Annotated in this window: 17 protein-coding genes; 4 read left to right on the forward strand and 13 right to left on the reverse strand. The window is 67.2% G+C overall.

The genetic code is table 11. From position 1 onward, the window contains the following. Positions 1–168 precede the first annotated feature (168 nt). Positions 169–1,392 (reverse strand): polysaccharide pyruvyl transferase family protein, encoded by a 1,224-nt coding sequence (locus PHR85_RS10215; RefSeq protein ID WP_300053870.1) that lies wholly within the window; start codon positions 1,390–1,392, stop codon positions 169–171. Between the two features lie 71 nt (positions 1,393–1,463). Further along, positions 1,464–3,695: a malate synthase G gene (locus tag PHR85_RS10220; protein ID WP_300053872.1), complete on the reverse strand. Its 2,232-nt coding sequence runs from the start codon at positions 3,693–3,695 to the stop codon at positions 1,464–1,466. A gap of 192 nt (positions 3,696–3,887) precedes the next feature. Between PHR85_RS10220 and PHR85_RS10225 the strand changes: the two genes are divergently transcribed. Further along, positions 3,888–4,820 carry a LysR substrate-binding domain-containing protein gene (locus PHR85_RS10225; RefSeq protein ID WP_300053875.1) on the forward strand — a complete coding sequence of 311 codons (933 nt, stop codon included), beginning with the start codon at positions 3,888–3,890 and terminating at the stop codon, positions 4,818–4,820. 1 nt (position 4,821) lies between these two features. Here the strand turns inward: PHR85_RS10225 and PHR85_RS10230 are convergent, their stop codons facing one another. The 8 genes from PHR85_RS10230 to mnmG all read right to left on the reverse strand — a co-directional run bounded on the left by PHR85_RS10230 (position 4,822) and on the right by mnmG (position 11,888). Then, positions 4,822–5,163 carry a VanZ family protein gene (locus PHR85_RS10230; RefSeq protein ID WP_300053877.1) on the reverse strand — a complete coding sequence of 114 codons (342 nt, stop codon included), beginning with the start codon at positions 5,161–5,163 and terminating at the stop codon, positions 4,822–4,824. A gap of 41 nt (positions 5,164–5,204) precedes the next feature. Next, complete coding sequence (locus PHR85_RS10235; protein ID WP_300053879.1) at positions 5,205–5,771, reverse strand: cob(I)yrinic acid a,c-diamide adenosyltransferase; 567 nt, start codon at positions 5,769–5,771, stop codon at positions 5,205–5,207. A 21-nt stretch (positions 5,772–5,792) separates the two neighbouring features. Continuing rightward, positions 5,793–6,650 (reverse strand): META domain-containing protein, encoded by an 858-nt coding sequence (locus PHR85_RS10240; protein WP_300053882.1) that lies wholly within the window; start codon positions 6,648–6,650, stop codon positions 5,793–5,795. A gap of 86 nt (positions 6,651–6,736) precedes the next feature. Next, positions 6,737–7,720 (reverse strand): ParB/RepB/Spo0J family partition protein, encoded by a 984-nt coding sequence (locus tag PHR85_RS10245; protein ID WP_300053885.1) that lies wholly within the window; start codon positions 7,718–7,720, stop codon positions 6,737–6,739. 16 nt (positions 7,721–7,736) lie between these two features. After that, on the reverse strand, positions 7,737–8,300 hold the full coding sequence (locus PHR85_RS10250) for an alpha/beta fold hydrolase (RefSeq protein ID WP_300053888.1): 564 nt from the start codon (positions 8,298–8,300) through the stop codon (positions 7,737–7,739). Positions 8,301–8,312: 12 nt separating this feature from the next. Next, positions 8,313–9,083, reverse strand: a complete 771-nt coding sequence (locus PHR85_RS10255) for a ParA family protein (protein WP_300053891.1) — start codon at positions 9,081–9,083, stop codon at positions 8,313–8,315. Between the two features lie 142 nt (positions 9,084–9,225). Continuing rightward, positions 9,226–9,885 carry a 16S rRNA (guanine(527)-N(7))-methyltransferase RsmG gene (rsmG, locus tag PHR85_RS10260; RefSeq protein WP_300053894.1) on the reverse strand — a complete coding sequence of 220 codons (660 nt, stop codon included), beginning with the start codon at positions 9,883–9,885 and terminating at the stop codon, positions 9,226–9,228. Further along, complete coding sequence (gene mnmG, locus PHR85_RS10265; RefSeq protein WP_300053896.1) at positions 9,882–11,888, reverse strand: tRNA uridine-5-carboxymethylaminomethyl(34) synthesis enzyme MnmG; 2,007 nt, start codon at positions 11,886–11,888, stop codon at positions 9,882–9,884. The genes rsmG and mnmG overlap by 4 nt, the downstream gene beginning before the upstream one ends. A gap of 265 nt (positions 11,889–12,153) precedes the next feature. Here mnmG and PHR85_RS10270 point away from each other — a divergent pair, with 265 nt between their 5' ends. Then, positions 12,154–12,969 carry an alpha/beta hydrolase gene (locus tag PHR85_RS10270; protein ID WP_300053899.1) on the forward strand — a complete coding sequence of 272 codons (816 nt, stop codon included), beginning with the start codon at positions 12,154–12,156 and terminating at the stop codon, positions 12,967–12,969. Positions 12,970–13,083: 114 nt separating this feature from the next. Here PHR85_RS10270 and PHR85_RS10275 read toward each other — a convergent pair whose 3' ends face one another. From PHR85_RS10275 to PHR85_RS10285, 3 genes are all read right to left on the reverse strand, one after another. Continuing rightward, positions 13,084–13,542: a PaeR7I family type II restriction endonuclease gene (locus PHR85_RS10275; RefSeq protein WP_300053953.1), complete on the reverse strand. Its 459-nt coding sequence runs from the start codon at positions 13,540–13,542 to the stop codon at positions 13,084–13,086. A 10-nt stretch (positions 13,543–13,552) separates the two neighbouring features. Next, positions 13,553–14,806 carry an RNA-guided endonuclease TnpB family protein gene (locus PHR85_RS10280; RefSeq protein ID WP_300053902.1) on the reverse strand — a complete coding sequence of 418 codons (1,254 nt, stop codon included), beginning with the start codon at positions 14,804–14,806 and terminating at the stop codon, positions 13,553–13,555. A 197-nt stretch (positions 14,807–15,003) separates the two neighbouring features. Further along, the gene (locus PHR85_RS10285; protein ID WP_300053906.1) at positions 15,004–16,734 is read right to left on the reverse strand and encodes an Eco57I restriction-modification methylase domain-containing protein; all 1,731 of its coding nucleotides are present in this window, start codon (positions 16,732–16,734) and stop codon (positions 15,004–15,006) included. A 97-nt stretch (positions 16,735–16,831) separates the two neighbouring features. Between PHR85_RS10285 and PHR85_RS10290 the strand changes: the two genes are divergently transcribed. Beyond that, positions 16,832–17,101: a YkgJ family cysteine cluster protein gene (locus PHR85_RS10290; protein WP_300053909.1), complete on the forward strand. Its 270-nt coding sequence runs from the start codon at positions 16,832–16,834 to the stop codon at positions 17,099–17,101. A gap of 173 nt (positions 17,102–17,274) precedes the next feature. Continuing rightward, complete coding sequence (locus PHR85_RS10295) at positions 17,275–21,975, forward strand: PAS domain S-box protein (RefSeq protein WP_300053911.1); 4,701 nt, start codon at positions 17,275–17,277, stop codon at positions 21,973–21,975. The last annotated feature ends 21 nt before the right edge of the window (positions 21,976–21,996 follow it).

Consider the following 21,996-nt stretch of genomic DNA (forward strand, 5'->3'; position numbering starts at 1 on the left):
ATGACCGCGCCTATCTTAAGTGGCCCATGTTGCGGCAGCGCCATGAGCGTCTCATTACATTTTTACGTAACTTTTTTACGTCACTTATTGATTAAAATTGAGCAAGTCCGGGACAGGCATTGAAATTTTCGGCCAGCTTGCTGTTTTATTGTTGCTGAAAACAGCCTCTCAGGCCGCCTGATCCGGGTCCCGCAACCCCAGCCATCCTTGCAGATCGGCCAGACCCGTCCGGCAGCTGGTCGCCAGACTTTCGGCCCGCCGCTGCAGCGCATGGGCATCGACCGACAGCGCCTGCCACAGGGTCTGCGCCAGCCCGGCAGGCAAGACACAGAGCGGCAGCCCGGGCAACTCCCAGCTCCGTAGATAGGCGGCCAGCTTGGTGGACTGGGCGCTGTCGGCAGACGGAACCAGGCTCAGGCGCGGCAGGCCGCAAGCGGTGGCGACAATGCGGCCATGCAGGCTGCTGCCAGCATAGCCCCGGCTGCACGAGATCAGCCCGCAAATGTCCCACAGATGGGCCGAGGCCATGATCCGCACCGAAGCGGCCGGTAACCGGGCCGCCAGCCGTTGCAGCACGCCGAGGTCATCATGCCAGGGCGCGAGGCCGGCGCGGAACAGCACCAGACCCAGGCCGGCAGCGGACAGCACGGCCCGCAGCGCTGCCGCGAGCGCGGCCAGGCAGGCGTCGTCGGCGAACTCGGCGCTGATCTGCAGGGCCAGGTAGCCATGCGGGAAAGCCCCGCGCAGCGCGGCCAGCTCGCCCGCCCCGGCCTGATGCTGGATCAGGTCACCAAACAGCCGGACCACCAGCACCGCCGGATCGGGCAACAGCCGGGCCGGGATGCCGGCGTCAAGCAGGGTCGCCCGCGTGACGCGGTCGCGCACCGAGACGAAGGCTGCCGCGCGCAAGGCCGCCAGCACCTCGGTGCGTTGGGCCGACGGCGCCCGGTCCAGCCCGACACCGCCCACGCCGGCAAAGAATGTACGGTGCAGCGCAGGCAAGTGCGCGCGGGAGGCGACATAGGGCGCGAGCGCCTGGCCGCCAGTGACCCGCTCCACCCAGGCGGTCCGCTCGGCTGGACGCGGCTCCAGATAGGCGATCGTGGCCTGCGCCTGATCCGGCGCCAGCAGCATCACGGCGGCCTGCCAGGCGCTGCAGTCGAGGATCTCGCCGCCGACATGCAGCAGATCGGGCCGGCGCGGCGCGCGTTCGGCCAGCAGCTCGGGCAGCGCGCGCGTCAGCGGCCCGCCCCAGGGCCGGAGGTCGCGAGCGGCCAGACCGGCGAAATGCAGCTCGCGCCCCGGCAGCAAGGCGGAGGCGACCCGCGCCAGCAACAGGTCGCCGAAGTTGTGGCGGTCGAAGGCGCCGAACAGGATAAGGGGCCGTTTCATGACCGGATTCTGGCCGCTGGAAAAAAACGGCGCCCGCAGGCGCCGTCGTTCGCTTCAGGACCGCGCCGGAATCAGGCGGCAGCGGTCTTGACCTTCAGGCGCCAGGCGTGCAGCAGCGGCTCGGTGTAGCCGCTGGGCTGCTCCTTGCCCTTGAACACCAGCTCCAGCGCCGCCTGGTAGGCCGCGCCTTCGGGGTTGGCGACCAGGCTCTGGTAGGCCGGGTCACCCGCGTTCTGCTGGTCGACCTTGGCGGCCATGCGGGCGAAGGTATCGCGCACCTGGGCTTCGCTCACCACGCCGTGCCGCAGCCAGTTGCAGATATGCTGGCTGGAGATGCGCAGCGTGGCGCGGTCTTCCATCAGGCCGATGTCGTTGATGTCGGGCACCTTGGAGCAGCCCACGCCCTGGTCGACCCAGCGCACCACATAGCCCAGGATGCCCTGTGCGTTGTTGTCGATCTCCTGCTGGCGCTCCTCGGCGCTCCACTGGGCCTCGGCCACCACGGGGATGGTCAGCAGGTCGGTCATCAGCTGCTCGGCGAGCTGGGCGTTGTCGGTGTCGCCGCTGGCCTCGATCTGCCGCTGCACCTCGGCCACGCTGACCTGGTGGTAGTGCAGCGCGTGCAGGGTGGCGCCGGTCGGGCTGGGCACCCAGGCGGTGTTGGCGCCGGCCTTGGGGTGGCCGACCTTCTGCTTGAGCATCTCGGCCATCAGGTCCGGCATCGCCCACATGCCCTTGCCGATCTGCGCCTTGCCGCGCAGGCCGCATTGCAGGCCGATCAGCACGTTGCGGCGCTCGTAGGCGGCGATCCAGGCGCTGGACTTGATCTCGCCCTTGCGCATCATCGGGCCGGCCAGCATGGCGGTGTGCATCTCGTCGCCGGTGCGGTCGAGGAAGCCGGTGTTGATGAAGGCGACGCGGCTGGCGGCGGCGGCGATGCAGGCCTTGAGGTTGACGCTGGTGCGGCGCTCCTCGTCCATGATGCCGAGCTTGACGGTGCTGTCGGGCAGACCGAGCAGCTGCTCGACGCGCGTGAACAGCTCGGCCGCGAAGCCGACCTCGGCCGGGCCATGCATCTTGGGCTTGACGATGTAGACGCTGCCGGTGCGGCTGTTGCGGATGCCGTGGGCGCCATGGCCTTGCAGGTCATGCAGCGCGATCGTGGTCGTGACCACCGCGTCCATGATGCCTTCCGGGATCTCCTTGACGCTGCCATCGGTTGCGGTCCAGAGGATGGCCGGGTTGGTCATCAGGTGGCCGACGTTGCGCACGAACATCAGGCTGCGGCCGTGCAGACGGACCTCGCCACCATTCGGTGCCGTGTAGACGCGGTCCGGGTTGAGGCCACGGGTCAGCATCTGGCCGCCCTTCTCGAAGGACTCGGTCAGCGTGCCCTTCAGGATGCCGAGCCAGTTGTGATAGCCCAGCACCTTGTCCTCGGCATCCACCGCCGCCACCGAGTCCTCCAGATCCAGGATGGTCGAGAGCGCGGCCTCCATCACCAGGTCGCTGACGCCGGCGGCGTCGCTGGCGCCGATCGGCGTGCCGCGGTCGATGATCAGGTCGAAATGGATGCCGTTGTGCGTGAACAGCAGCGACTTCGGCGCGGCGGCGTCGCCCTGGTAGCCAGCCAGCTGGGCCGGGGCCTTCAGGCCGCTGACGCTGCCGTCCTTGAGCGTGACCCGCAGCGCGCCATTGACGACGGCGTAGCCGGTCGAGTCGTGGTGCGAGCCGACGGCCAGCGGAGCGGACTGGTCAAGGAAATTGCGCGCGAAGGCGATCACCTTGGCGCCGCGCACCGGGTTGTAGCCCTTGCCCTTCTGGGCGCCGTCGATTTCGGGAATGGCATCAGTGCCATAGAGCGCGTCGTACAGGCTGCCCCAGCGCGCGTTGGCGGCGTTGAGCGCGTAGCGCGCGTTGCTGATCGGCACCACCAGCTGCGGGCCGGCCTGGGTGGCCAGCTCGGCATCGACGTTGGCGGTCGTGACCTGGGCGGCGGCGGGCTGCGGCACCAGGTAGCCGATCTGCTGCAGGAAGGCGCGGTAGGCCGGCATGTCGGCGATCGGACCCGGATGGGCACGGTGCCAGGCGTCGAGTTCGGCCTGCAGGCGGTCACGCTCGGCCAGCAGGGCGATGTTCCTGGGCGCCAGGTCGGCGACGATGGCGTCGAAGCCGGCCCAGAAGCGGGCGGACTCGATGCCGGTGCCAGGCAGCACCTGGTCTTCGATGAACTGATGCAGTTCCTGGGCCACCTGCAGGCGGTGGATGGCGATGCGTGCGGTTGTGTTCGAGCGTGCGTTCATTTTCAAGTCCTGAAGAAGGTTTCGGCCGGCAAACCAGCAGCGTTGTTGCCGGCTTGTCCACAGCCCCACTGTATGCGAATGGAAGACCTCAATTCGAGTGCAGTTTGCCATTTCACTCGTGACCTTTTATTACATAATCAACAAAATTATCCACAGACTCGACAATAAAAATTAGCTAAGCAACAGGCGGCAATGGACAAGCTCAAGGCCATGGAAACCTTCGTCGCGGTCGCGCTGCGCGGCAGCCTGGCCGCGGCCGCGCGCGCCGAGGAGGTGGTGCCAGCCGTGGTCGGGCGCCGGCTCGACCTGCTGGAGGAAAAGCTGGGCGTCAAGCTGATGCTGCGCACGACGCGACGCATCACGTTGACGCACGAGGGCAGCGCCTACCTGGAGGATTGCCAGCGCCTGCTGGCCGAGATCGCCAATGCCGAGGCCAGCGTGAGCGCGGGCGGCGCGCGCGCCAGCGGCCGGCTGCGGCTGACCGCGCCGGCGGGCTTCGGGCGGCGTCATGTCGCGCCACTGCTGCCGCTGTTTCGCGAGCTGCACCCCGAGCTCACGATCTCGCTCAACCTGGCCGACCGCGTGATCGACCTGGCCGCCGAGGGTTACGACTGCGCGGTGCGCGTCGGCGACCTGCCCGACTCGTCGCTGGTCAGCGTGCGGCTGGCCGACAACCGGCGGCTCTGCGTGGCGGCGCCGCGCTACCTGCAGCGCCACGGTCGGCCACGGCACCCGCAGGACCTGGCGCGCTTCGACTGCCTGGTGCTGTCATCGGACGCCTCGCAGACGCGCGGCTGGGCGTTCGAGCTGCCCGGGCGCGACGGCAAGCCGCGCGAGCTGATCCACTTGCGACCGGGCGGGCCGCTGGACTGCAGCGACGGCCAGGTGCTGCACGCCTGGTGCCTGGCCGGCCACGGCATCGCCTGGCGCAGCCTCTGGGAGGTCGAATCCGACATCGCGGAAGGCAGGCTGATCACGCTGCTCGACGACTACGCGGCAGCGCCCAACGGCATCTACGCGGTGTTCCCGCAACGCAAGCATCTGCCGCTGCGCGTGCGGCTGTGGGTGGATTTCCTCAAGCAGCGCTACGGCCAGCCGGGCTTCTGGCAGCAGCGCAGCGGATGACTCAGCGCGCGCGCAAACGCAGGACGAGCGCCGCCAGCGTCAGGCCCACGGTCAGCCCGATGGCATCGGCCAGCCAGTCGGCCCAGTCGCCGGAACGCCAGCCGGTGGCGGCCTGAGCCAGCTCAATCGCGCCACCAAAGGCCAGCAGGCAGGCGGACAGCAGGCGCATCCGGCTGGGGTAGGCCAGGCCACCCAGCAGGCCCAGTGCTGCAAAGCCCAGCGCATGCTGTGCCTTGTCCCACAGGCTGAAAGCCTGCGGCGGCAGGTAGGCCGCGGGCGACAGGGACAGGACGATGACGGCGACCAGCAGCAGCCAGAAAAGCAGTCGGGCCGATGTCTGCAACAGATTGCCAGCCGCTTGGACGGACGTCGGTCTGGGCCTCATCAGACCGTACCGGCCTGCCGCAGCCGCTCGCTCTTCCAGTAGATGTCATCGCCGCCGTGCATGCGGTTGAGCACGCGCGCGAGCACGAACATCAGGTCGCTCAGACGGTTCAGGTACTGGCGCGGCGCCTCGTTGATCGCCTCCTCGTTGCCGAGCGCGACCACCTGGCGCTCGGCCCGGCGCGCCACGGTGCGGCAGACATGGGCCTGGGCGGCGGCGCGGTTGCCGGCCGGCAGGATGAACTCGACCAGGCGCGGCAGCTGCTCGTTGTAGCGCGCCAGTGCCTCGTCGAGCGCGAGCACGGCCTCGGCCTTGAGCAGCTCGTAGCCCGGAATGCTGAGCTCGCCGCCGAGGTTGAACAGCTGGTGCTGGATCTCGACCAAGAGCGCGCGCAGGTCGGCTGGCATCTCCTCGCACAGCAGCAGGCCGATGTGCGAGTTGAGCTCGTCGACATCGCCCATCGCATGCACGCGCAGGCTGTTCTTGCTGACGCGGTGGTTGTTGCCCAGGCCGGTGGTGCCGGCATCGCCGGTACGGGTGGCGATTTGAGTGAGTCGGTTGCCCATGTCGGTTTGCTCCGGTATCGATCAGCGCTTGTGCTTGCCGTGCCTGGCGGCCGCCTTGGCCTTGGCCCTGGAAGCGGCCTTGGTCCTGGAAACCGCCTTGGCCTTGCCAGCCTTCGAAGCCTTGGACTTGCCGGTCAGCCTGGTCTTTCCAGTCGATTTCAGGGTCTTGTGCTTGCCGACCCCCGCGACGGGCTTGCAGACCGTCTTGCTTGCCTTGGCCTTGGCCGCCCTGGCCGCCTTGCTGCCCTTGGCACCAGCCTTCTTGGACTTGGCGACCTTGACCGGCCGACAATTCTTTTCGGCTGCTCCAGACGCCACCGCGCGCGCCGGTTGCGCCGGTTGCGTTGCTGCCGGAGCCGGTACCGAACGGCTCGCCAGTGCCTGCTCGATGTCCTGGCTCGTCTGGTGGGCGCTGGGCTGCAACCTGACCAGGTCGTTGCCGCCGCTGCGCAGCACCAGGCCACGGTCCCAGCGGTAACCGTCGACCATCATCAGCGCCGAATTCAGCAGGGCCTCGGAACGAGGCGGCTTCTCGCAACCCGCGTGCGTGCCACCGTACTTGGAGACGCGGAACAGGCCCTGCGCATCGCGCTCGACACGGCCCGAGAAATAGTTGCAACCGCCGTCCACCATCAGGCCACCCTGCGGCCGCAGCACCACGCGCGCCGGGCGCTGGCTGTCGCTCAACATCGGCTGCCCCATCAGTTCGACCACGTCCCAGACCTGCTCGAAGCGGCGCGGCGATGCCGCCAGTCGCCCCGGCGTCTCGGTGAAGGTTTCCAGCCCAGGATCGGGCGGCAGCGTCTGCGCGCCGACGTCGGAAAGAAAGCAGAATGCCAGGATGCCCAGCCAGCGGGCAGGAGCGGACGGGAGTGTCATGGAAGTTCTGTGCTTGAGGAAAGGGAAAGCGGACTCAACCGGCATTTTCCCAGATTGGAGCCAGATCGCCACGCGCAGCGTCGACTTCAGCCTGCCAGGCTGCGCAAGCGGTCGATCAGTCCGTTGAGTTCTTCGAGCGAGCCGAACTGGATGGCGAGCTCGCCCATCTGCTCGACCTGGCCGTGGCGCTTGACATGTTTCTTGACCCGGACCTTGACGGCGGCCGTCAGCAGATCGGACAGCTCCTCCTCGACCCGGCTCACGTCGCGCGACTTGGCTGGCTTGACCTTGGGCGCCGATACAGCCTGCGTGCCACCGATCTTGCGGGCCAGGCTCTCGGCTTCGCGCACCGACAGGTCGCGCGCGACGATCTGCTGGGCGGTCGTGATCTGGAGCGCACGGTCCAGCCCCAGCAACGCGCGCGCATGCCCCATGTCGAGGTCGCCCGCCATCAGCATGGTCTGGACCGGATCGGCCAGGTTCAAGAGGCGCAGCAGGTTGCTGGCGGCGCTGCGCGAGCGGCCGACGGCCTGAGCCGCCTGCTCGTGCGTCAGGCCGAACTCGTTGACCAGGCGCAGCAGGCCCTGCGCCTCTTCGAGCGGATTGAGGTCCTCGCGCTGCATGTTCTCGATCAGCGCCATCGCGGCGGCGGCCTCGTCGGGCACGTCGCGCACCAGCACCGGCACGTTCTCCAGCCCCGCCAGGCGCGAGGCGCGAAAGCGCCGCTCGCCCGCGATGATCTCGTAGACCGGACGGGTTCCACGTGGAACAAGCGGCAACCCCTGCTGCGCCAGCCAGGCCGCGAGGCGACGCTCACCCTCGTCCGCTGCGAGCGGACGCACCAGGATCGGCTGCATGATGCCCTGCGCCTTGATGCTCTCGGCCAGCTCGTAGAGCGCGCCCTCGTCCATGCGGGTGCGCGGCTGGTAGCTGCCCGGCACCAGATCGGTCAGTGGCAGCTGGCTCGGCAGGTCTCCGCTGGCGGCATCCAGGCTGGTGCTGTCGTCGAGCTTGGGACCGAGCAGCGCCTCCAGGCCACGGCCGAGTCCCTTGAATTTCTTTGTCGCCATGAGGATCTGTCCTGTTTCAGGCGCCGCCGGTCAGCCAGGGCTGCAGCAGCGCGTGGCCTTCGGGCCAGTCGCCCAGGCCGGAATCGGCATTGAGGTGACCACGCGCACCGGCGTCGATCAGGCGGCTGCCCCAGGCTTGCGCGAACTGCTCGGCACGCTCGAAGCGGCAGCGAGGGTCATCCCGGCTCGCGACCAGCAGGCTCGGAAAAGGCAGCGGATCGCGCAGGATCGGCACCCAGCCCGGCAGCGCTGGCGCCAGATCGGGCTGCTCGACATCGCCCGGCGCGACCAGCAGCGCGCCGCGCACCTTGTACGTGTGACGCGAGAACCTGGCCCAGGCCGCGACCAGGATGCAGCCCAGGCTGTGCGCGACCAGCAGCACCGGCCGCTCGCTGTCGATCACGGTCTCGTCCAGCCTTGCCAGCCAGTCGCCACGGCGCGGCTGCTGCCAGTCGTGCTGCTCGACGCGGGCATGGCCATGCAGCGCCTCCCAGCGGCTCTGCCAGTGGGTGGGACCGCTGCCCTGCCAGCCCGGCAGGATCAGCACCCGCGGCGCGGCTTCAAGCTTGACCTGTTTCACGTGAAACCTCACTCAGAGAGTCTGGATGCGCTCGACCATCTCGCGCGCGAACTCGACGAAGGCCTTGCTGCCCTTGGCGGACGGATCGAACACCACGCCCGGCAGGCCGTAGCTCGGCGCCTCGGCCAGGCGCACGTTGCGCGGGATCACGGTCTGGAACACCTCGTCGCCGAAATGCTCGAACAGCTGGTCGCTGACCTGCTTCTGCAGCATGGTGCGGGCGTCGAACATCACGCGCAACAGGCCGATGATCTTGAGCTCGCGGTTCAGGTTGGCGCGCACCTGCTTGATGGTGTTGACCAGATCGGACACGCCTTCAAGCGCGAAATACTCGCACTGCATCGGCACGATCACCCCGTTGGCGGCGCACAGGCCGTTGAGCGTCAGCAGGCTCAGCGAGGGCGGACAGTCGATCAGCACGAAGTCGTGGTCGGCCGCCACTGCCGCCAGCGCCTGCTTGAGGCGCTGCTCGCGCTGGTCCAGTCCGACCAGCTCGATCTCGGCGCCGGCCAGCTCGCGGTTGGCACCCAGCACGCGGTAGCCGCAGGCCTCGGCAGCGACCACCGCCTCGGCGACCGTCGCCTCGCCGAGCAGCACGTCATAGATGCTCAGCGCCAGGGCGCGCTTGTCGACCCCCGAGCCCATGGTCGCATTGCCCTGCGGGTCGAGGTCGACCAGCAGCACGCGCTGACCGATCCTGGCCAAGCCGGCGGCGAGGTTGACGCAGGTGGTGGTCTTGCCGACGCCGCCCTTTTGATTGGCAATGCAAAAGATCTTGGCCATGGTGGGGCTAGCGAAAAACAGGAAATTGCAGGGAAAAGGCCCGGCGCGGCTGGTGGCGCGGGCCTGCTGTTGCAGCCGAGTTTAAGGGCTTTGCCGGCCAGCCGTGGCCCGCGACCAGAGGCTGGCTGGCAGTGGCGGACGCTCAGGCCGCCTTGGGCCTGATCCAGACGATGCAGCGCTCGGCGTCCAGCCCCGGCACCTGCAACTGTTCCACGTGAAACAGTTCAAGCTCGGCTGTCAGCGCGGCGATCTCGTCGGCCGGATGCCTGCCCTTCATCGCCAGCCAGACACCATGCGGCGCCAAGGCCTGGCGCGACCAGTTGGTGAAGTCGAGCAGCGAGGCGAAGGCGCGCGAGCTCACCACATCCCATTGCTGCTTGAGATTCTCCACCCGGGCGTGCAGGCCGTGCAGATTGGGCAGACGCAAGGCGGCCGCGATCTGCTGGATGAACAGCGCCTTCTTGGCCACGGTGTCGACGCAGCTGACATCGAGCTCGGGGCAGACGATGGCGAACACCGCGCCCGGCAGACCGGCGCCGGAGCCGACGTCGAGCAGGCGCGGCTGGTCCAGCCCCATGGCCGCGAGCTGGCGCCGCAGCGGCGCGACCGCCGCCAGGCTGTCGAGCAGGTGGTGGGTCAGCATCTCCTGCGGGTCGCGCAGCGCGGTCAGGTTGTAGACCTTGTTCCACTTGGCGACCCAGTCCAGATAGGACAGCAGCTTGCCGACCTGCTCGTCGTTCAGTTCCAGACCCAGGGCCTCGATGCCGGCGCGCAGGCCGGCTTCCAGCGGATGCGCGCTCATGCCTGCACCTCGCCTTTCTCCGCTGCGACAGCGGGCAGTTCGGCGAAGCCCTTGAACTTGCCGCGTTTGAGATGGATCAGCAGCAGCGAGATGCTGGCCGGCGTGATGCCCGAAATCCGCGAGGCCTGGCCCAGGGTCTCGGGCCGGTGCTTGGCGAGCTTTTGGCGTGCCTCGATGCTGAGCGCGGCGACCTGCAGGTAGTCGAGCTCGGCCGGCAGCTTGAGGTGCTCGTAATAGGCGGCGCGCTCGACTTCGTCCTTCTGGCGCTCGATATAGCCCGCATACTTGGCCGCGATCTCGACCTGCTCGACCACCGCCTCGTACTGCTCGGCCAATGTTTCACGTGAAACAGGAGCCGGCGCGCCGTCCTTGCCCTTGGCGGCAAAGCGGCCCGCTTCCATCGCCATCAGCTCGGCGTAGCCCACGCCGGGGCGGCGCAGCAGGTCGAACAGCTTGTACTCGTGGTCGATCGCCTTGCCCAGCACCCGCTCGGCCTCGGCCGCCGACAGCGTGGCCGGGTTGGCCCAGGTCGATTTCAGGCGCTCTGTTTCACGTGAAACCGCGTCGCGCTTGCGGTTGAAGGCGTCCCAGCGCGCGTCATCGACCAGGCCCAGCCGGCGCCCGGCTTCGGTCAGGCGCATGTCGGCGTTGTCCTCGCGCAGCTGCAGGCGGAACTCGGCCCGGCTGGTGAACATGCGGTAGGGCTCGGTCACGCCCTTGGTGATCAAATCGTCGACCAGCACGCCGAGGTAGGCCTCGTCGCGCTGCGGGCACCATGGGCCCTCGCCGCGCACCTGCAGCGCCGCGTTCAGGCCGGCGAACAGACCTTGGGCGGCGGCCTCCTCGTAGCCGGTGGTGCCGTTGATCTGGCCGGCGAAGAACAGGCCGTTGATCTGCCTGGTCTCGAAGCTGGACTTGAGCTCGCGCGGATCGAAGTAGTCATACTCGATCGCGTAGCCCGGGCGCAGGATGTTGCAGTGCTCCAGGCCCTTGATGGAGCGCACCAGCGCGAGCTGGATGTCGAACGGCAGGCTGGTGCTGATGCCGTTGGGGTAGAACTCGTGGGTGGTCAGGCCCTCGGGTTCGAGGAAGATCTGGTGGCTGTCCTTGTCGGCGAAGCGGTTGATCTTGTCCTCGACGCTCGGGCAGTAGCGCGGGCCGACGCCCTCGATCTTGCCGGTGAACATCGGGCTGCGGTCGAAGCCGCTGCGGATGATCTCGTGCGTGCGTTCGTTGGTGTGCGTGATCCAGCAGGGCAGTTGCTGCGGGTGCATCGACGCATGGCCCATGAAGCTGAACACCGGCACCGGCTGCTCGGTCGTGCCGGAGCCCGGCATGCCGTCGCCCGGCTGCTCGGTGCACTGGCTGAAGTCGATGGTGCGGCCGTCCAGGCGCGGCGGCGTGCCGGTCTTGAGCCGGCCCTGCGGCAGCTTCAGCTCCTTCAGCCGCGCCGACAGGCTGACCGACGGCGGGTCGCCAGCGCGGCCACCGGCATGGTTTTCCAGCCCGACATGGATCTTGCCGTCGAGGAAAGTGCCGGCCGTCAGCACCACGGTGCGGGCGCGAAAGCGGATGCCGATCTGCGTCACCGCGCCGACCACGCGATCGCCCTCGACCATCAGGTCATCGACCGCCTGCTGGAACAGCGTCAGGTTCGGCTGGTTCTCCAGCCGGCGGCGGATCGCGGCCTTGTACAGGATGCGGTCGGCCTGGGCCCGGGTCGCGCGCACCGCCGGCCCCTTGCTGCCGTTGAGGATGCGGAACTGGATGCCGCTCTCGTCGGTCGCCAGCGCCATCGCGCCGCCGAGCGCGTCGACCTCCTTGACCAGATGACCCTTGCCGATGCCACCGATCGAGGGGTTGCAGCTCATCGCCCCCAGCGTCTCGATGTTGTGGCTCAGCAGCAGGGTCTGGCAGCCCATGCGCGCGGCAGCAAGCGCGGCCTCGGTGCCGGCATGGCCGCCGCCGACGACGATGACATCGAATTCCTGGGGATATAGCATGGGGAATGGAGTAAGTCGGAGCCTGCGCTCCCGGGAAGGACAGCCGCGATTTTAGCGACCCGCTCCATTTCCTGCCTGGATCTGCGCCCCGGCCTGGTTTCACGTGAAACAGCGGCTTGCCGCCGAGCCTGTGGGGGTGGCGAATTAGGACGGGCAGCCGGCCATGAAGCGACGATGACGACCGGCGGCTTTGCTATCCTTGAAACCGACCTGTCGCGATTGCGGTTGCGCATCGCCTGAAAAATGCTCGTGGAACCCTGAAACTATGCCCACTCTAGATGTTGATGGCGTCAGCCTGCATGTCCGCGAACGCGGGGCAGGAGAAACCGTGTTGCTGCTGCACAGCGCAGGCAACACGGGTGCGCAATGGACGGCGCTGGGCGACGCACTCGGCGACGGCGTCCGACTGCTGGCCCCCGACCTCTACGACTGCGGGGCCACCTCCTCCTGGACCCAGGAGCGCGAGATGGACTACGACGACGTGGCGCGCCTGCTGTCACCACTGTTGCGACAAAACGGCCCGCTGCACCTGGTGGGTCATTCTTTCGGCGGTGGCGCGGCCCTGCGACTGGCCACGGCCCATCCCGAATGCGTTCGCACGCTGACCTTGATTGAGCCTGGGGCGTACCAGTTGCTGCAGGAAACCGGGCGCGACGATCTGTGGCGCGATTTCCAGCAGGTCATGGAGGATTTCAGGTGCGCCGTCACCGAGGGCGACCCGGACACAGCCTGGGCGCTGTTCTTCGACGCCTACTGCAGCCATGTTCCGCCCTGGCATGAGCTGCCCGAGACGACGCGACAGGCGATCAAGAAGAAGACGCCTGCCCTGCTGCGGGTTTACGGCGCACAGGCGTCCAACCCGACCAGGTTGAGCGACATCCGGCGACTGGCCTGCCCAACACTGGTGATCCATGGCCAGACGACGCAGAAGCCCGAGCGGGTGGTCTGCGAGCTGATCGCCGCCAATGCACCGCTGGGCCGCCGCGCCGAGGTGCCCGAGGCCGGACACATGGCTCCACTCACCCATGCCCAATCTGTTGCCGGGCTGCTGCGGGCGCACATCGGCCTGCCCGGCAGCTGATCGGCGCCTGCTCAATCGACGTTGATTCGTTGGCCTTGGGTGCCGCAAGGCCTCGGCTGGGCAGGGCTGTTTCACGTGAAACAGGATCATGCCATTTCAGGCCCTGCCGGACCGTCACGAAAGCCTTGCGGCTTCGGTCGCGACATGCCCCGCCAGGCTGGCAATGAAATTCTTCAAACTTGTCAGGTCGGACTGCTGTCCATAGACTCCTGTTTCACACGCCTCTCGGGTTGCGGTCATCACCGTGGCAGCGCTGTAGAGCTGCTCCTGCATCATCCGCTGGCACAGCACGTCGTAGCGCTTGAGGTAGGAGGCGCCCTCGAAAGCCTTGAACACGGGGAAATGGGATGACCGATCACGCACTGGGTTGCGCGAACCTTCAGCATCCTCCACCAGCATCAGCCAGCCCACGAACGGCCGTGGCTGCTGACCAAACGCCCCTTCACGGTAGGCCGTCCACAGGTCATGCGCGGTCCCGATGGCCTCTTCCGTCCGGTTGTTGAAGTTGTTGCCGAACGAGGGACCGACCTGGCTCTTGAGCTCGATCGCCGCGACCAGTTGCCGTTCCGTCAGACTTGCTCATTCATGTACAAACATGAACAAAGCTGACTTCCTGCTTCGCCGAGGCCGGTTTCGCCCCCGTCTTGCGACGGCGGCCAGAGCCTTCCTCTCCACAGGCTGACACGGTGGAACTCACCGCCAGATTTCTCAAATTAATCGCCGCGTTCACGTCGCGGTCGTGGTTCGCACCGCAGTGCGGACAAGTCCACTCGCGCGCCGACAGCGGCAGTTCATCGAGCCGGTGCCCGCAGCCCGAACAGGTCTTGCTGCTGGGATACCAGCGATCTGCCACGATCACCTGCCCGCCGCGCATCGCCGCCTTGTAGTCCAGTTGCCGCCGGAACTCGAAGAATCCCATGTCGGCGATCGACCGGGCCAGGCTGCGGTTCCTGACCATGCCCTTGACGTTCAGGTCTTCGATGCCGATGGTGTGGAAGCGGCGCGTGAGGTCCGTCGTGAGCTGATGTAGCGCGTCCGAGCGGATGTTGGCGATGCGGGCATGCAACTTCGCCAGCCTGGCCTTGGCCTTCTTTCTATTGGCTGAACCCTTCTGCTTGCGCGACAGACTCCTCGATAGCCGGCGCAAGCGGTTCAGCAGCGCCTGGTGCGGCTTGGGGCCAGGGATGCTTTCCCCCGTCGAGAGTGTCGCCAACGCCTTGACTCCCAGATCCACACCGACCGCACCTTGGTCTTGGCTACGCCGAAACTCGCCTTTGACTTGGTTTTCGTCTTGGGGCTCGTTTTCGGCCTGGGGTAGGTGTGAATTGTCCTGGGTGTCCACGGTGATACTGACCAACCAGCGGTCCGCCACGCACGAAACCGTGGCTGACAGGATCTTGCCCGCGAAGCGCAACGTCTCGCGCATCCGTACCCAGCCCAGGTTGGGGATGCGGATGCGTGAATCGTCGAGACTGAACTGGTCATTGCTGAGACTGAAGCGGTCGTGCTGGCCTTTCTTGCGAAACTGCGGGTACTTGGCGCGGCCGGCGAAGAAGTTCTGGAACGCCTGACCCAGCTGGATGATGGCCATCTGCGGCGCGTTCTTGGTGACTTCGAGCATCCAGGGAAACTGCTCGCGCTTGACGGCGTTGAGTTGGCGGCGCAGCGCGGCTTGGGAGGGCTTGGGTAGCGTCAGATCCAGCTTGTGGGCCTCGTACTGGCGTTTCCACTCGGCCAACGCCCAGTTGTAGGCGAAGCGCGCCACGCCCGCCGCGCGGGCCAGATAGGTGGCCTGTGCGTTGTTCGGATCGAGAGCAATCTGGTGCGCGATCAGCATGGGGGGATAATTCTGGCACGAACCCGCACGGCTTGAACAGGCCTGCGGTTCTTCTCGTCATGCCGCTACAGTGCGTGAGCAGGTATGAGCATGAAAGATAAGAATTGAGCAGGTTTTACAGTAACTGAATGAAACCCCAAAAGGCCTTCACCGCAGCGGCGGCTTTCTTCTCGTAGTTGCAAAGCTTTAGTGCCATATCAGGAATCATTATCACCCAGGGAGGCTAGCTCGCCTGCCGTGAGCCCATAAAGCTCGAAAGCCGCTTGGTTGCATGCGGTGAGATCCAAGGTCTCGGCGGCTAGCTGGAGATCCCGCCTCAGCCTGGCGGAGACGTTTTTCCAGTAGGGCAATCGGATACGGCGCAAGTACTGCGCCTGGAAGCGCAGAAAGCCCCCACGCATCTTGGTCGAGTAACTGGTCACGAACAGCCTTGTGATGTCCGACAGCAGGACGGCTTGCAAGGCACGCAGCTCCCATTCCTCGGCGGTCACGAAGTAGAGGTTGTGGTGCGGGTAGAACCTGCCCTCGTCGTAGACGATCTGGGCCTCACCCTTGATATCGGGAATCAGCAGCTTGGGCCGGCTGGTCAGCGACGAGGTGATGCGATCTATCGTGCGATACCAGTTAGCCGGTGACTTTTGGGCGCAGTGCCGACGGGCAATCACCTCCTTGCGATCCTCCAGGTAGCGCTTGAGTCGCGGATAGTCTTCGAGTGCCACCAGGCCAGACCCCGGTCCATCGTTGAACGGGTTGATGACACCCTGGCCACGCCAGACGACATGACCGCTCGTGATGTCGCGGGTCATGACCAGTGGCAGCTTGCGATCGTCCTCGACATCGAGCTCATCGTATGGGCCGATGAAAGCCTTGTCGGCACCGGTGGCCACCCCGATCCCGACCTTGCAGCCTGTCTCCTCCAGCACGGGAAATTCACGTTCCAGGCGGCGCAGCAAGTCCATCCGATCCGTGCTGTCCAGGATCCAGGGTTCCGTTCTATCCGTGACGCTGGCTATCTCGCGCACCAAGTGGCAATCTTCCGCCAGCTTGGGCTCGGTCAGGTGTCTGGTCAGCTCTTTCAGCGCCTGTGCTTCGATGACAGGACGATGCGCGACCCGAGTGATCCGGCCTCGCTCGCGCGCCACCACGGTAATGGCCGGATAGGCGATCACATCCACCTGGAAGGCGGGGGTGTCGGTCATATCGACATAAGCCCGGAGGTGGTATTGAGCCGCCACCAGGGCGCGCAGCTTCGCGCCATACCGGTTCTTCATCCAGCGGTCGGCGCAGATGAATCCCAGCACCCCGCCAGCAGCCAGTAGCCTCAGGCCCCGCTCGATGAACGGCACATAGAGATCAGCCCGGTCGTAAATCGTCGTGTAACGCCGTCGGTACTCGGCCATCAGCACGGGAGGAACCAGCTCCTGGCGCACATAAGGCGGGTTGCCGATCACCCAGTCGAAGCTGGCGGGCAACTCGGCCAACAGGAAGTCACCATGAATCAGCCAGACATCGGCCAGCTCGTCAGCCTTGTCGGCACCGATACCGGCATTGACCAGTCGCGCCACGATGACGGCTCGGGTCCGCCGAAAAGTGGACCGATGCAGCTCGACGCCCCGGATGCAGTGACCCAGATCCTGGATGGGATCGCCAGTGGTCCCGCCCCTGCTCCAAACCTCCAGCAATCTGTCGATCGCTGGCAACAGGAAGTCCCCGTCGCCAAAAGAGGGCTCCAGCAGACCGTGCCGATGCAGCGGCTTGTCCGTCGTGTAGCCACAGAGATCCAGAATGAAATCCACCACCTCGCGACGGGTGAAGATGGCCCCCCGTTCATCCACACCTCCCGCATTGGCCAGCGATTCGACTGCTGCGGTGATCGGACACAGGTCGGGCAGGAACGGCTGGCTGACAAGCAAGTTGGCGGTGGACATCGATTGGCTAGAAGACAGCGGGTATTGGGCATGGACAGCTGCCTGCTGAGGCAACCGTCGTCATGGATTGAGGCGATTGTCTTGCACAATTCCTCGCATGAGCATTTCCTGCCGCCCCGGCTGCGCCGCCTGCTGCATCGCGCCCTCTATCAGCAGCCCCATGCCCGGCCTGCCCAAGGGCAAGCCCGCCGACGTCCCCTGCCCGCACCTCGACGCCGACCTGCGCTGCCGCCTGTTCAACCAGCCCAAGCGACCGGCCGTCTGCGGCTCGCTGCCACCCAGCCGCGAGATGTGCGGCGAGGCGCGCGAGCAGGCCTTGGTCTATCTGCAGCGGCTGGAACGGGCCACGGCACCGGACGAGGCCTGAAGCCGGTCCAGCGCTGGGGCTGCCGGCCGTTTCTTTGCATTTTTAGGATAATCTCAGCGCAAATCCTGCGCTTCATGAAGAGAAAGTAAAGTGGGCTGAAACACCTCTGTTCCACGTGAAACAACCCGTCCCGGCGGCCCCTGCCAGCATGGCCGCGCAGCCACCAAGCCACGATGTCCATCCGGTTCACGCTATCGAAGGTCGGTCGCCGACGCCTGCTCGTGCTCAGCCTGTGCTGGGCGGGGTGGCTGATGCCGGTCGCCGACACCGCGGCCGGCGAGCGCACCCTCCACGTCGTCAGCGACGAGAACTACCCGCCCTACCTGTTCCGCGCTGCCGACGGCCGGGTGCAGGGCTATCTGGTCGACTACTGGAAGCTGTGGCAGCAGAAGACGGGCGTCCCGGTCAGACTCGACGCGACGCAATGGGTCGAGGCGGTGCGCCAGGTCCAGCAGGGCGGTGCCGACGTGATCGACCTGATCTACCGCACGGCGCCGCGCGAGCCGCGCTACGACTTCTCGCCGCCCTACGCCCGGCTGCCAGTGAACATCTACAGCCATGCCTCGATCAGCGGCCTCGGCAACGTGAATACGCTCAAGGGCTTCCAGGTCGGCGTGCAGAAGGGCGACGCCTGCATCGACCAGCTCGCCGAGCTGGGCATCACTTCCCTGCTGCAATACGACAATTACGCGGCGCTGCTCGACGCCGCCCGACGCGCCGAGGTCAAGGTCTTCTGCCTCGACGAGGCGCCAGCCAACTTCTACCTCTACCAGCTCGGGATCGAAAACGAGTTCCGCAAGGCCTTCGAGCTCTATGTCGGACAGGCCCGCCGCGCGGTGCGCAAGGGCGACGCGAACACACTGGCGCTGGTCTGGCGCGGCATGCAGGCCATCACCCCCGAGGAGGATGCCAAGCTGCGCCGCAAATGGTTCGGCACCACGCTGGATCAGGATGAGGCGGCCACCCTGCGCTACCTCAAGCTGGGCAGCGCCACCGCCATCGGCATCGCGCTGCTGCTGGGCAGCTGGGTCTGGATGACCCGCAGGGCGGTCCAGCGCAAGACGGCGGAACTGGCCGAGAGCGAGGAGCGCTTTCGCGCGCTGTTCGAGGACACCCGCCAGGCGATCGTGCTGATCGAGGACGGGCGGGTCAGCTCCGCCAACCGCGCCGCGCTCGACATGCTGCGCATGGATGACCCGGAGCAGCTGCTGGGCCAGACACACGAGCTGATTTCGCCGGCCTTCCAGCCCGACGGGTCGCGTTCGGTCGAGCGAGCCGCCGAGATGAGCCGGATCGCCCAGGCGCAAGGCTTCATCGAGTTCGAGTGGCTGCACCGGCGCGCCGATGGCGAGATCTTTCCGGTGCAGGTGCTGCTGACGGCGATCCGGCGCGGTGGCAAGAACCTGCTGCATGCGGTCTGGAACGACATCACGGCGCAGAAGCAGGCCGAACGCGAACTGGCCGAATACCGGCAGGGACTCGAGCGCCAGGTCGCCGAGCGCACCGCCGAACTGGCCACGGCGACCGCCAGCCTGCACTGCGCCAATGCGCAGATGCACGCCATCGTCGACTCCGCCAGCACCGGCATCATGCTGATACGTCGGCGTGTGATCGAGCAGTGCAACCGGCGCGCGGAGGAAATCACCGGCTACGACAGCGCCGAGCTCGAAGGTCATTCAACCCGGATGCTCTACCGCGATGACGAGAGCTGGCAGCACCAGGGCGAAGCCATCTACCACCGGATCGATGATGGCCGGACCAACGTGACGGAGCTGCAATTCCAGCACAAGGACGGCCATCTCTACTGGGCCAGGCTGTCGGCGCGGGTGATCGACGCCACCGATCCCGCCAGCGGTGTCGTCGCGCTGATCGAGGACATCACCGAGCAGCGGGCGGCCAGCGAGGCGCTGTGCCTGGTGGCGGCGGAACAGCAAGCCATCCTCGAATCGGCCAGCTCGGGGATCGTGCTGCTGAAGGACCGGATCGCGACCAGCTGCAACCGCCGCATGCACGAGATCCTGGGCTGGCCCGACGGCGCGCTGGTCGGCCAGTCGACCCGGCGCTGGTACGCGGACGAGCCGGCCTATCGGCGCACCGGCGACGAGGCCTACGCCGAGATCTGGCAAGGCCGCACGCATCGCCGCGAGCAGCTGATGCGGCGCCGCGACGGCAGCCCGGTCTGGACGCGCATCACGGGGCACGCGATCGACGCCGACGATCCGGCACGCGGCTCGGTCTGGATCATCGACGACATCAGCGCCGAGCGCGAGGCGGCGCAGGCACTGCGCCAGGCCAACGAGAAGCTGGGCGTGCTGTTCGAGGCCGCGCCGGTCGGCCTGGTCCACACCAGCGGCGGCCGGCTCACCGCGGTCAACCGGCGCTTCACCGAGCTGTTCGGCTACGGACTGGATGACATCCCGACGCTGGCGGACTGGTGGCACATCACCTATCCCGACCCCGAGTACCGCGCCTGGGTGCGACAAACCTGGCGGGAGGCCATGGAAAGGGCCAGCCAGGGCGATGGCCAGGTCGAGAATCAGGAATACCGCGTCAGATGCAAGAACGGCCAGGAACTGAACCTGCTGATCGGCGGCCAGCTGGTCGAGGACGGCATGATCTCGACCTTCACCGACATCAGCACGCTCAAGCGGGCCGAGGCCGAGCTCAAGCTCGCCAAGGAGGCCGCCGAGGACGCCGCGCGCGCCAAGGCCGACTTCCTGGCCAACATGTCGCACGAGATCCGCACGCCGATGAACGCCGTCATGGGCATGACGCAGCTCGCGCTCAAGGCCGATCCCCCGCCCCGGGTGCGCGACTACCTGCGCAAGATCCAGGCTTCGAGCCAGCTGCTGCTCGGCGTCATCAATGACATCCTGGACTTCAGCAAGATCGAGGCGCACAAGATGCGGCTGGACCGGACCGGTTTCGAGCTCGACCAGCTGCTCGACGCTGTCGCCGCGCTGGTCTCGGAGAAGGCCGCCAGCAAGGGGCTGGAGCTGATCGTCTCCGCCGCCACCGACGTGCCGCTCGGCCTGATCGGCGACCCGCTGCGCCTGCAACAGGTGCTGCTCAACCTCGCCAACAACGCGGTCAAGTTCACCGAGCACGGCGAGGTCGAGATCCGGGTCAAGCTGCGGCAGCAGCGGGCGGAAGGCGTCGAACTGCGCTTCGAGGTGCGCGACACCGGCATCGGCATCTCGCCCGAGCAGCGCGAGCAGCTGTTCCAGAGCTTCCAGCAGGCCGACAGCTCGACCACGCGCCGCTACGGCGGCAGCGGGCTGGGGCTGGTGATCGCCAAGCGGCTGGCCGAGCTGATGGGCGGCCAGATCGGCGTGGAAAGCGCCGTGGGCCTGGGCTCGACCTTCTGGTTCACGGCCTGCCTCGGCCTGGACACCGAACGACCGGCGCGCCCGCGCGGCGCGCCCGCCCTGGCAGGACTGCGGGTGCTGCTGGTCGACGACAACGATCAGGTGCGCGAAGTCCTCTCCGAGCTGATCACGAGCCTGGGCTTCAAGTCCGCCACGGCGGCATCCGGCAACGGGGCGCTGGCCGAGATCGAACGGGCCGACGCCGCCGGTCAGCCGTTCGACATCGTGCTGCTGGACTGGAAAATGCCCGGAATGGACGGCATCGCGCTGGCGCGCGAGATCCAGCGGCGCACGCTCGGGCAGGCACCGCTGCTGCTGATGGTCACGGCCTACGACCGCGACGAGGCGATGCCACCGGCCAGGGAAGCCGGCATCAGCGAGGTGCTCACCAAGCCCGTCAGCGCGTCCACGCTGTTCGACGCGCTGATGCGGCAGACCGGCGGCGAAGCCCGGCCCGTCAGTACCGAGTCACCCGACGCCCTGCACTGGTCCGCCGAGCTGGCCGGCGCGCGCGCGCTGCTGGTGGAGGACAACGAACTCAACCAGGAGGTCGCGACCGAATTCCTCCGCACCCTGGGCCTGCTGGTGGACCTCGCCCCCGACGGCGCGGTCGCGCTGCGGAAAGTGCAGCGGCAGGCCTACGATGTCGTGCTGATGGACATGCAGATGCCCGTGATGGACGGCCTGAGCGCGACGCGCGCGATCCGCCAGCTGCCCGGACTGCAGGCGCTGCCGATCCTCGCGATGACCGCCAACGCGATGGCGGAAGACCGGGAGCGCTGCCTCGAAGCCGGCATGAACGACCACATCGCCAAGCCCATCAACGTGCAGGAGCTGATCGACAAGCTGCGGTGCTGGGTCAGGCCGGCACCGGCAACGGCACGCCCAGCCCCGCCAGTCCGGACACCAGAGCCCGGCTGGATCAGCGCCCTGGCCGGCGTCGACGGGCTGGACGCCAGGCTGGGACTGGGCCAGGTCATGGGACGCGAGGCGCTCTACCGCGAGATCCTGACCCGCTTCGTCGCCAGCCAGCGCGACCAGGCCGAGGCCATCGCGCGAGCGCTGGCGGACGGCCGCCGGGACGAGGCGCAGCGGCTCGCGCACACGCTCAAGGGGCTGACGGCACAGATCGGCGCGCTGCCGCTGCGCGAGCAGGCCGGGCGGCTGGAGGCCGCGCTGCGCGATGGTGCGCCGGACCCGGCGCCGCTGCTGGCCAGCCTTGGCAGCGACCTGCCCCGGCTGGCCGACTCGATCGCGGCCCGCCTGCCGCCAGCCTCGGCGCCGCAGGCCGTCACCGCCTTCGACCCGGCCCAGTGGCGAAGGCTGCGCGAGCGCCTGCTCGACCTGCTGCGGCAGGATGACACCGCCTGCGTGGCGCTGCTCGAACAGCAGCAGGCACTGGCGCGCGCCGCGCTCGGGCCGCGTTTCCGGGCCTTCTCGGATACCGTCGCGGGCTTCGACTTCGCGGCGGCGCTGGCGCTGCTCGAAGCCGAAAGCAAGCCCTGAAGCGAGGCTCCTGTTTCACGT

It is taken from the genome of Malikia sp., assembly GCF_028687635.1.
GTDB lineage: Bacteria > Pseudomonadota > Gammaproteobacteria > Burkholderiales > Burkholderiaceae_C > Malikia.

Bases quoted from the DNA above. Each gene is read 5' to 3' on its own strand.
- PHR85_RS10290 (WP_300053909.1), top strand. From the start codon at position 16,832: ATGAGCATTTCCTGCCGCCCCGGCTGCGCCGCCTGCTGCATCGCGCCC.
- PHR85_RS10235 (WP_300053879.1), bottom strand. From the start codon at position 5,771: ATGGGCAACCGACTCACTCAAATCGCCACCCGTACCGGCGATGCCGGC.
- mnmG (WP_300053896.1), bottom strand. From the start codon at position 11,888: ATGCTATATCCCCAGGAATTCGATGTCATCGTCGTCGGCGGCGGCCAT.
- PHR85_RS10280 (WP_300053902.1), bottom strand. From the start codon at position 14,806: ATGCTGATCGCGCACCAGATTGCTCTCGATCCGAACAACGCACAGGCC.
- PHR85_RS10245 (WP_300053885.1), bottom strand. From the start codon at position 7,720: ATGGCGACAAAGAAATTCAAGGGACTCGGCCGTGGCCTGGAGGCGCTG.
- rsmG (WP_300053894.1), bottom strand. From the start codon at position 9,885: ATGAGCGCGCATCCGCTGGAAGCCGGCCTGCGCGCCGGCATCGAGGCC.
- PHR85_RS10295 (WP_300053911.1), top strand. From the start codon at position 17,275: ATGTCCATCCGGTTCACGCTATCGAAGGTCGGTCGCCGACGCCTGCTC.
- PHR85_RS10215 (WP_300053870.1), bottom strand. From the start codon at position 1,392: ATGAAACGGCCCCTTATCCTGTTCGGCGCCTTCGACCGCCACAACTTC.
- PHR85_RS10285 (WP_300053906.1), bottom strand. From the start codon at position 16,734: ATGTCCACCGCCAACTTGCTTGTCAGCCAGCCGTTCCTGCCCGACCTG.
- PHR85_RS10225 (WP_300053875.1), top strand. From the start codon at position 3,888: ATGGACAAGCTCAAGGCCATGGAAACCTTCGTCGCGGTCGCGCTGCGC.
- PHR85_RS10255 (WP_300053891.1), bottom strand. From the start codon at position 9,083: ATGGCCAAGATCTTTTGCATTGCCAATCAAAAGGGCGGCGTCGGCAAG.
- PHR85_RS10270 (WP_300053899.1), top strand. From the start codon at position 12,154: ATGCCCACTCTAGATGTTGATGGCGTCAGCCTGCATGTCCGCGAACGC.
- PHR85_RS10240 (WP_300053882.1), bottom strand. From the start codon at position 6,650: ATGACACTCCCGTCCGCTCCTGCCCGCTGGCTGGGCATCCTGGCATTC.
- PHR85_RS10220 (WP_300053872.1), bottom strand. From the start codon at position 3,695: ATGAACGCACGCTCGAACACAACCGCACGCATCGCCATCCACCGCCTG.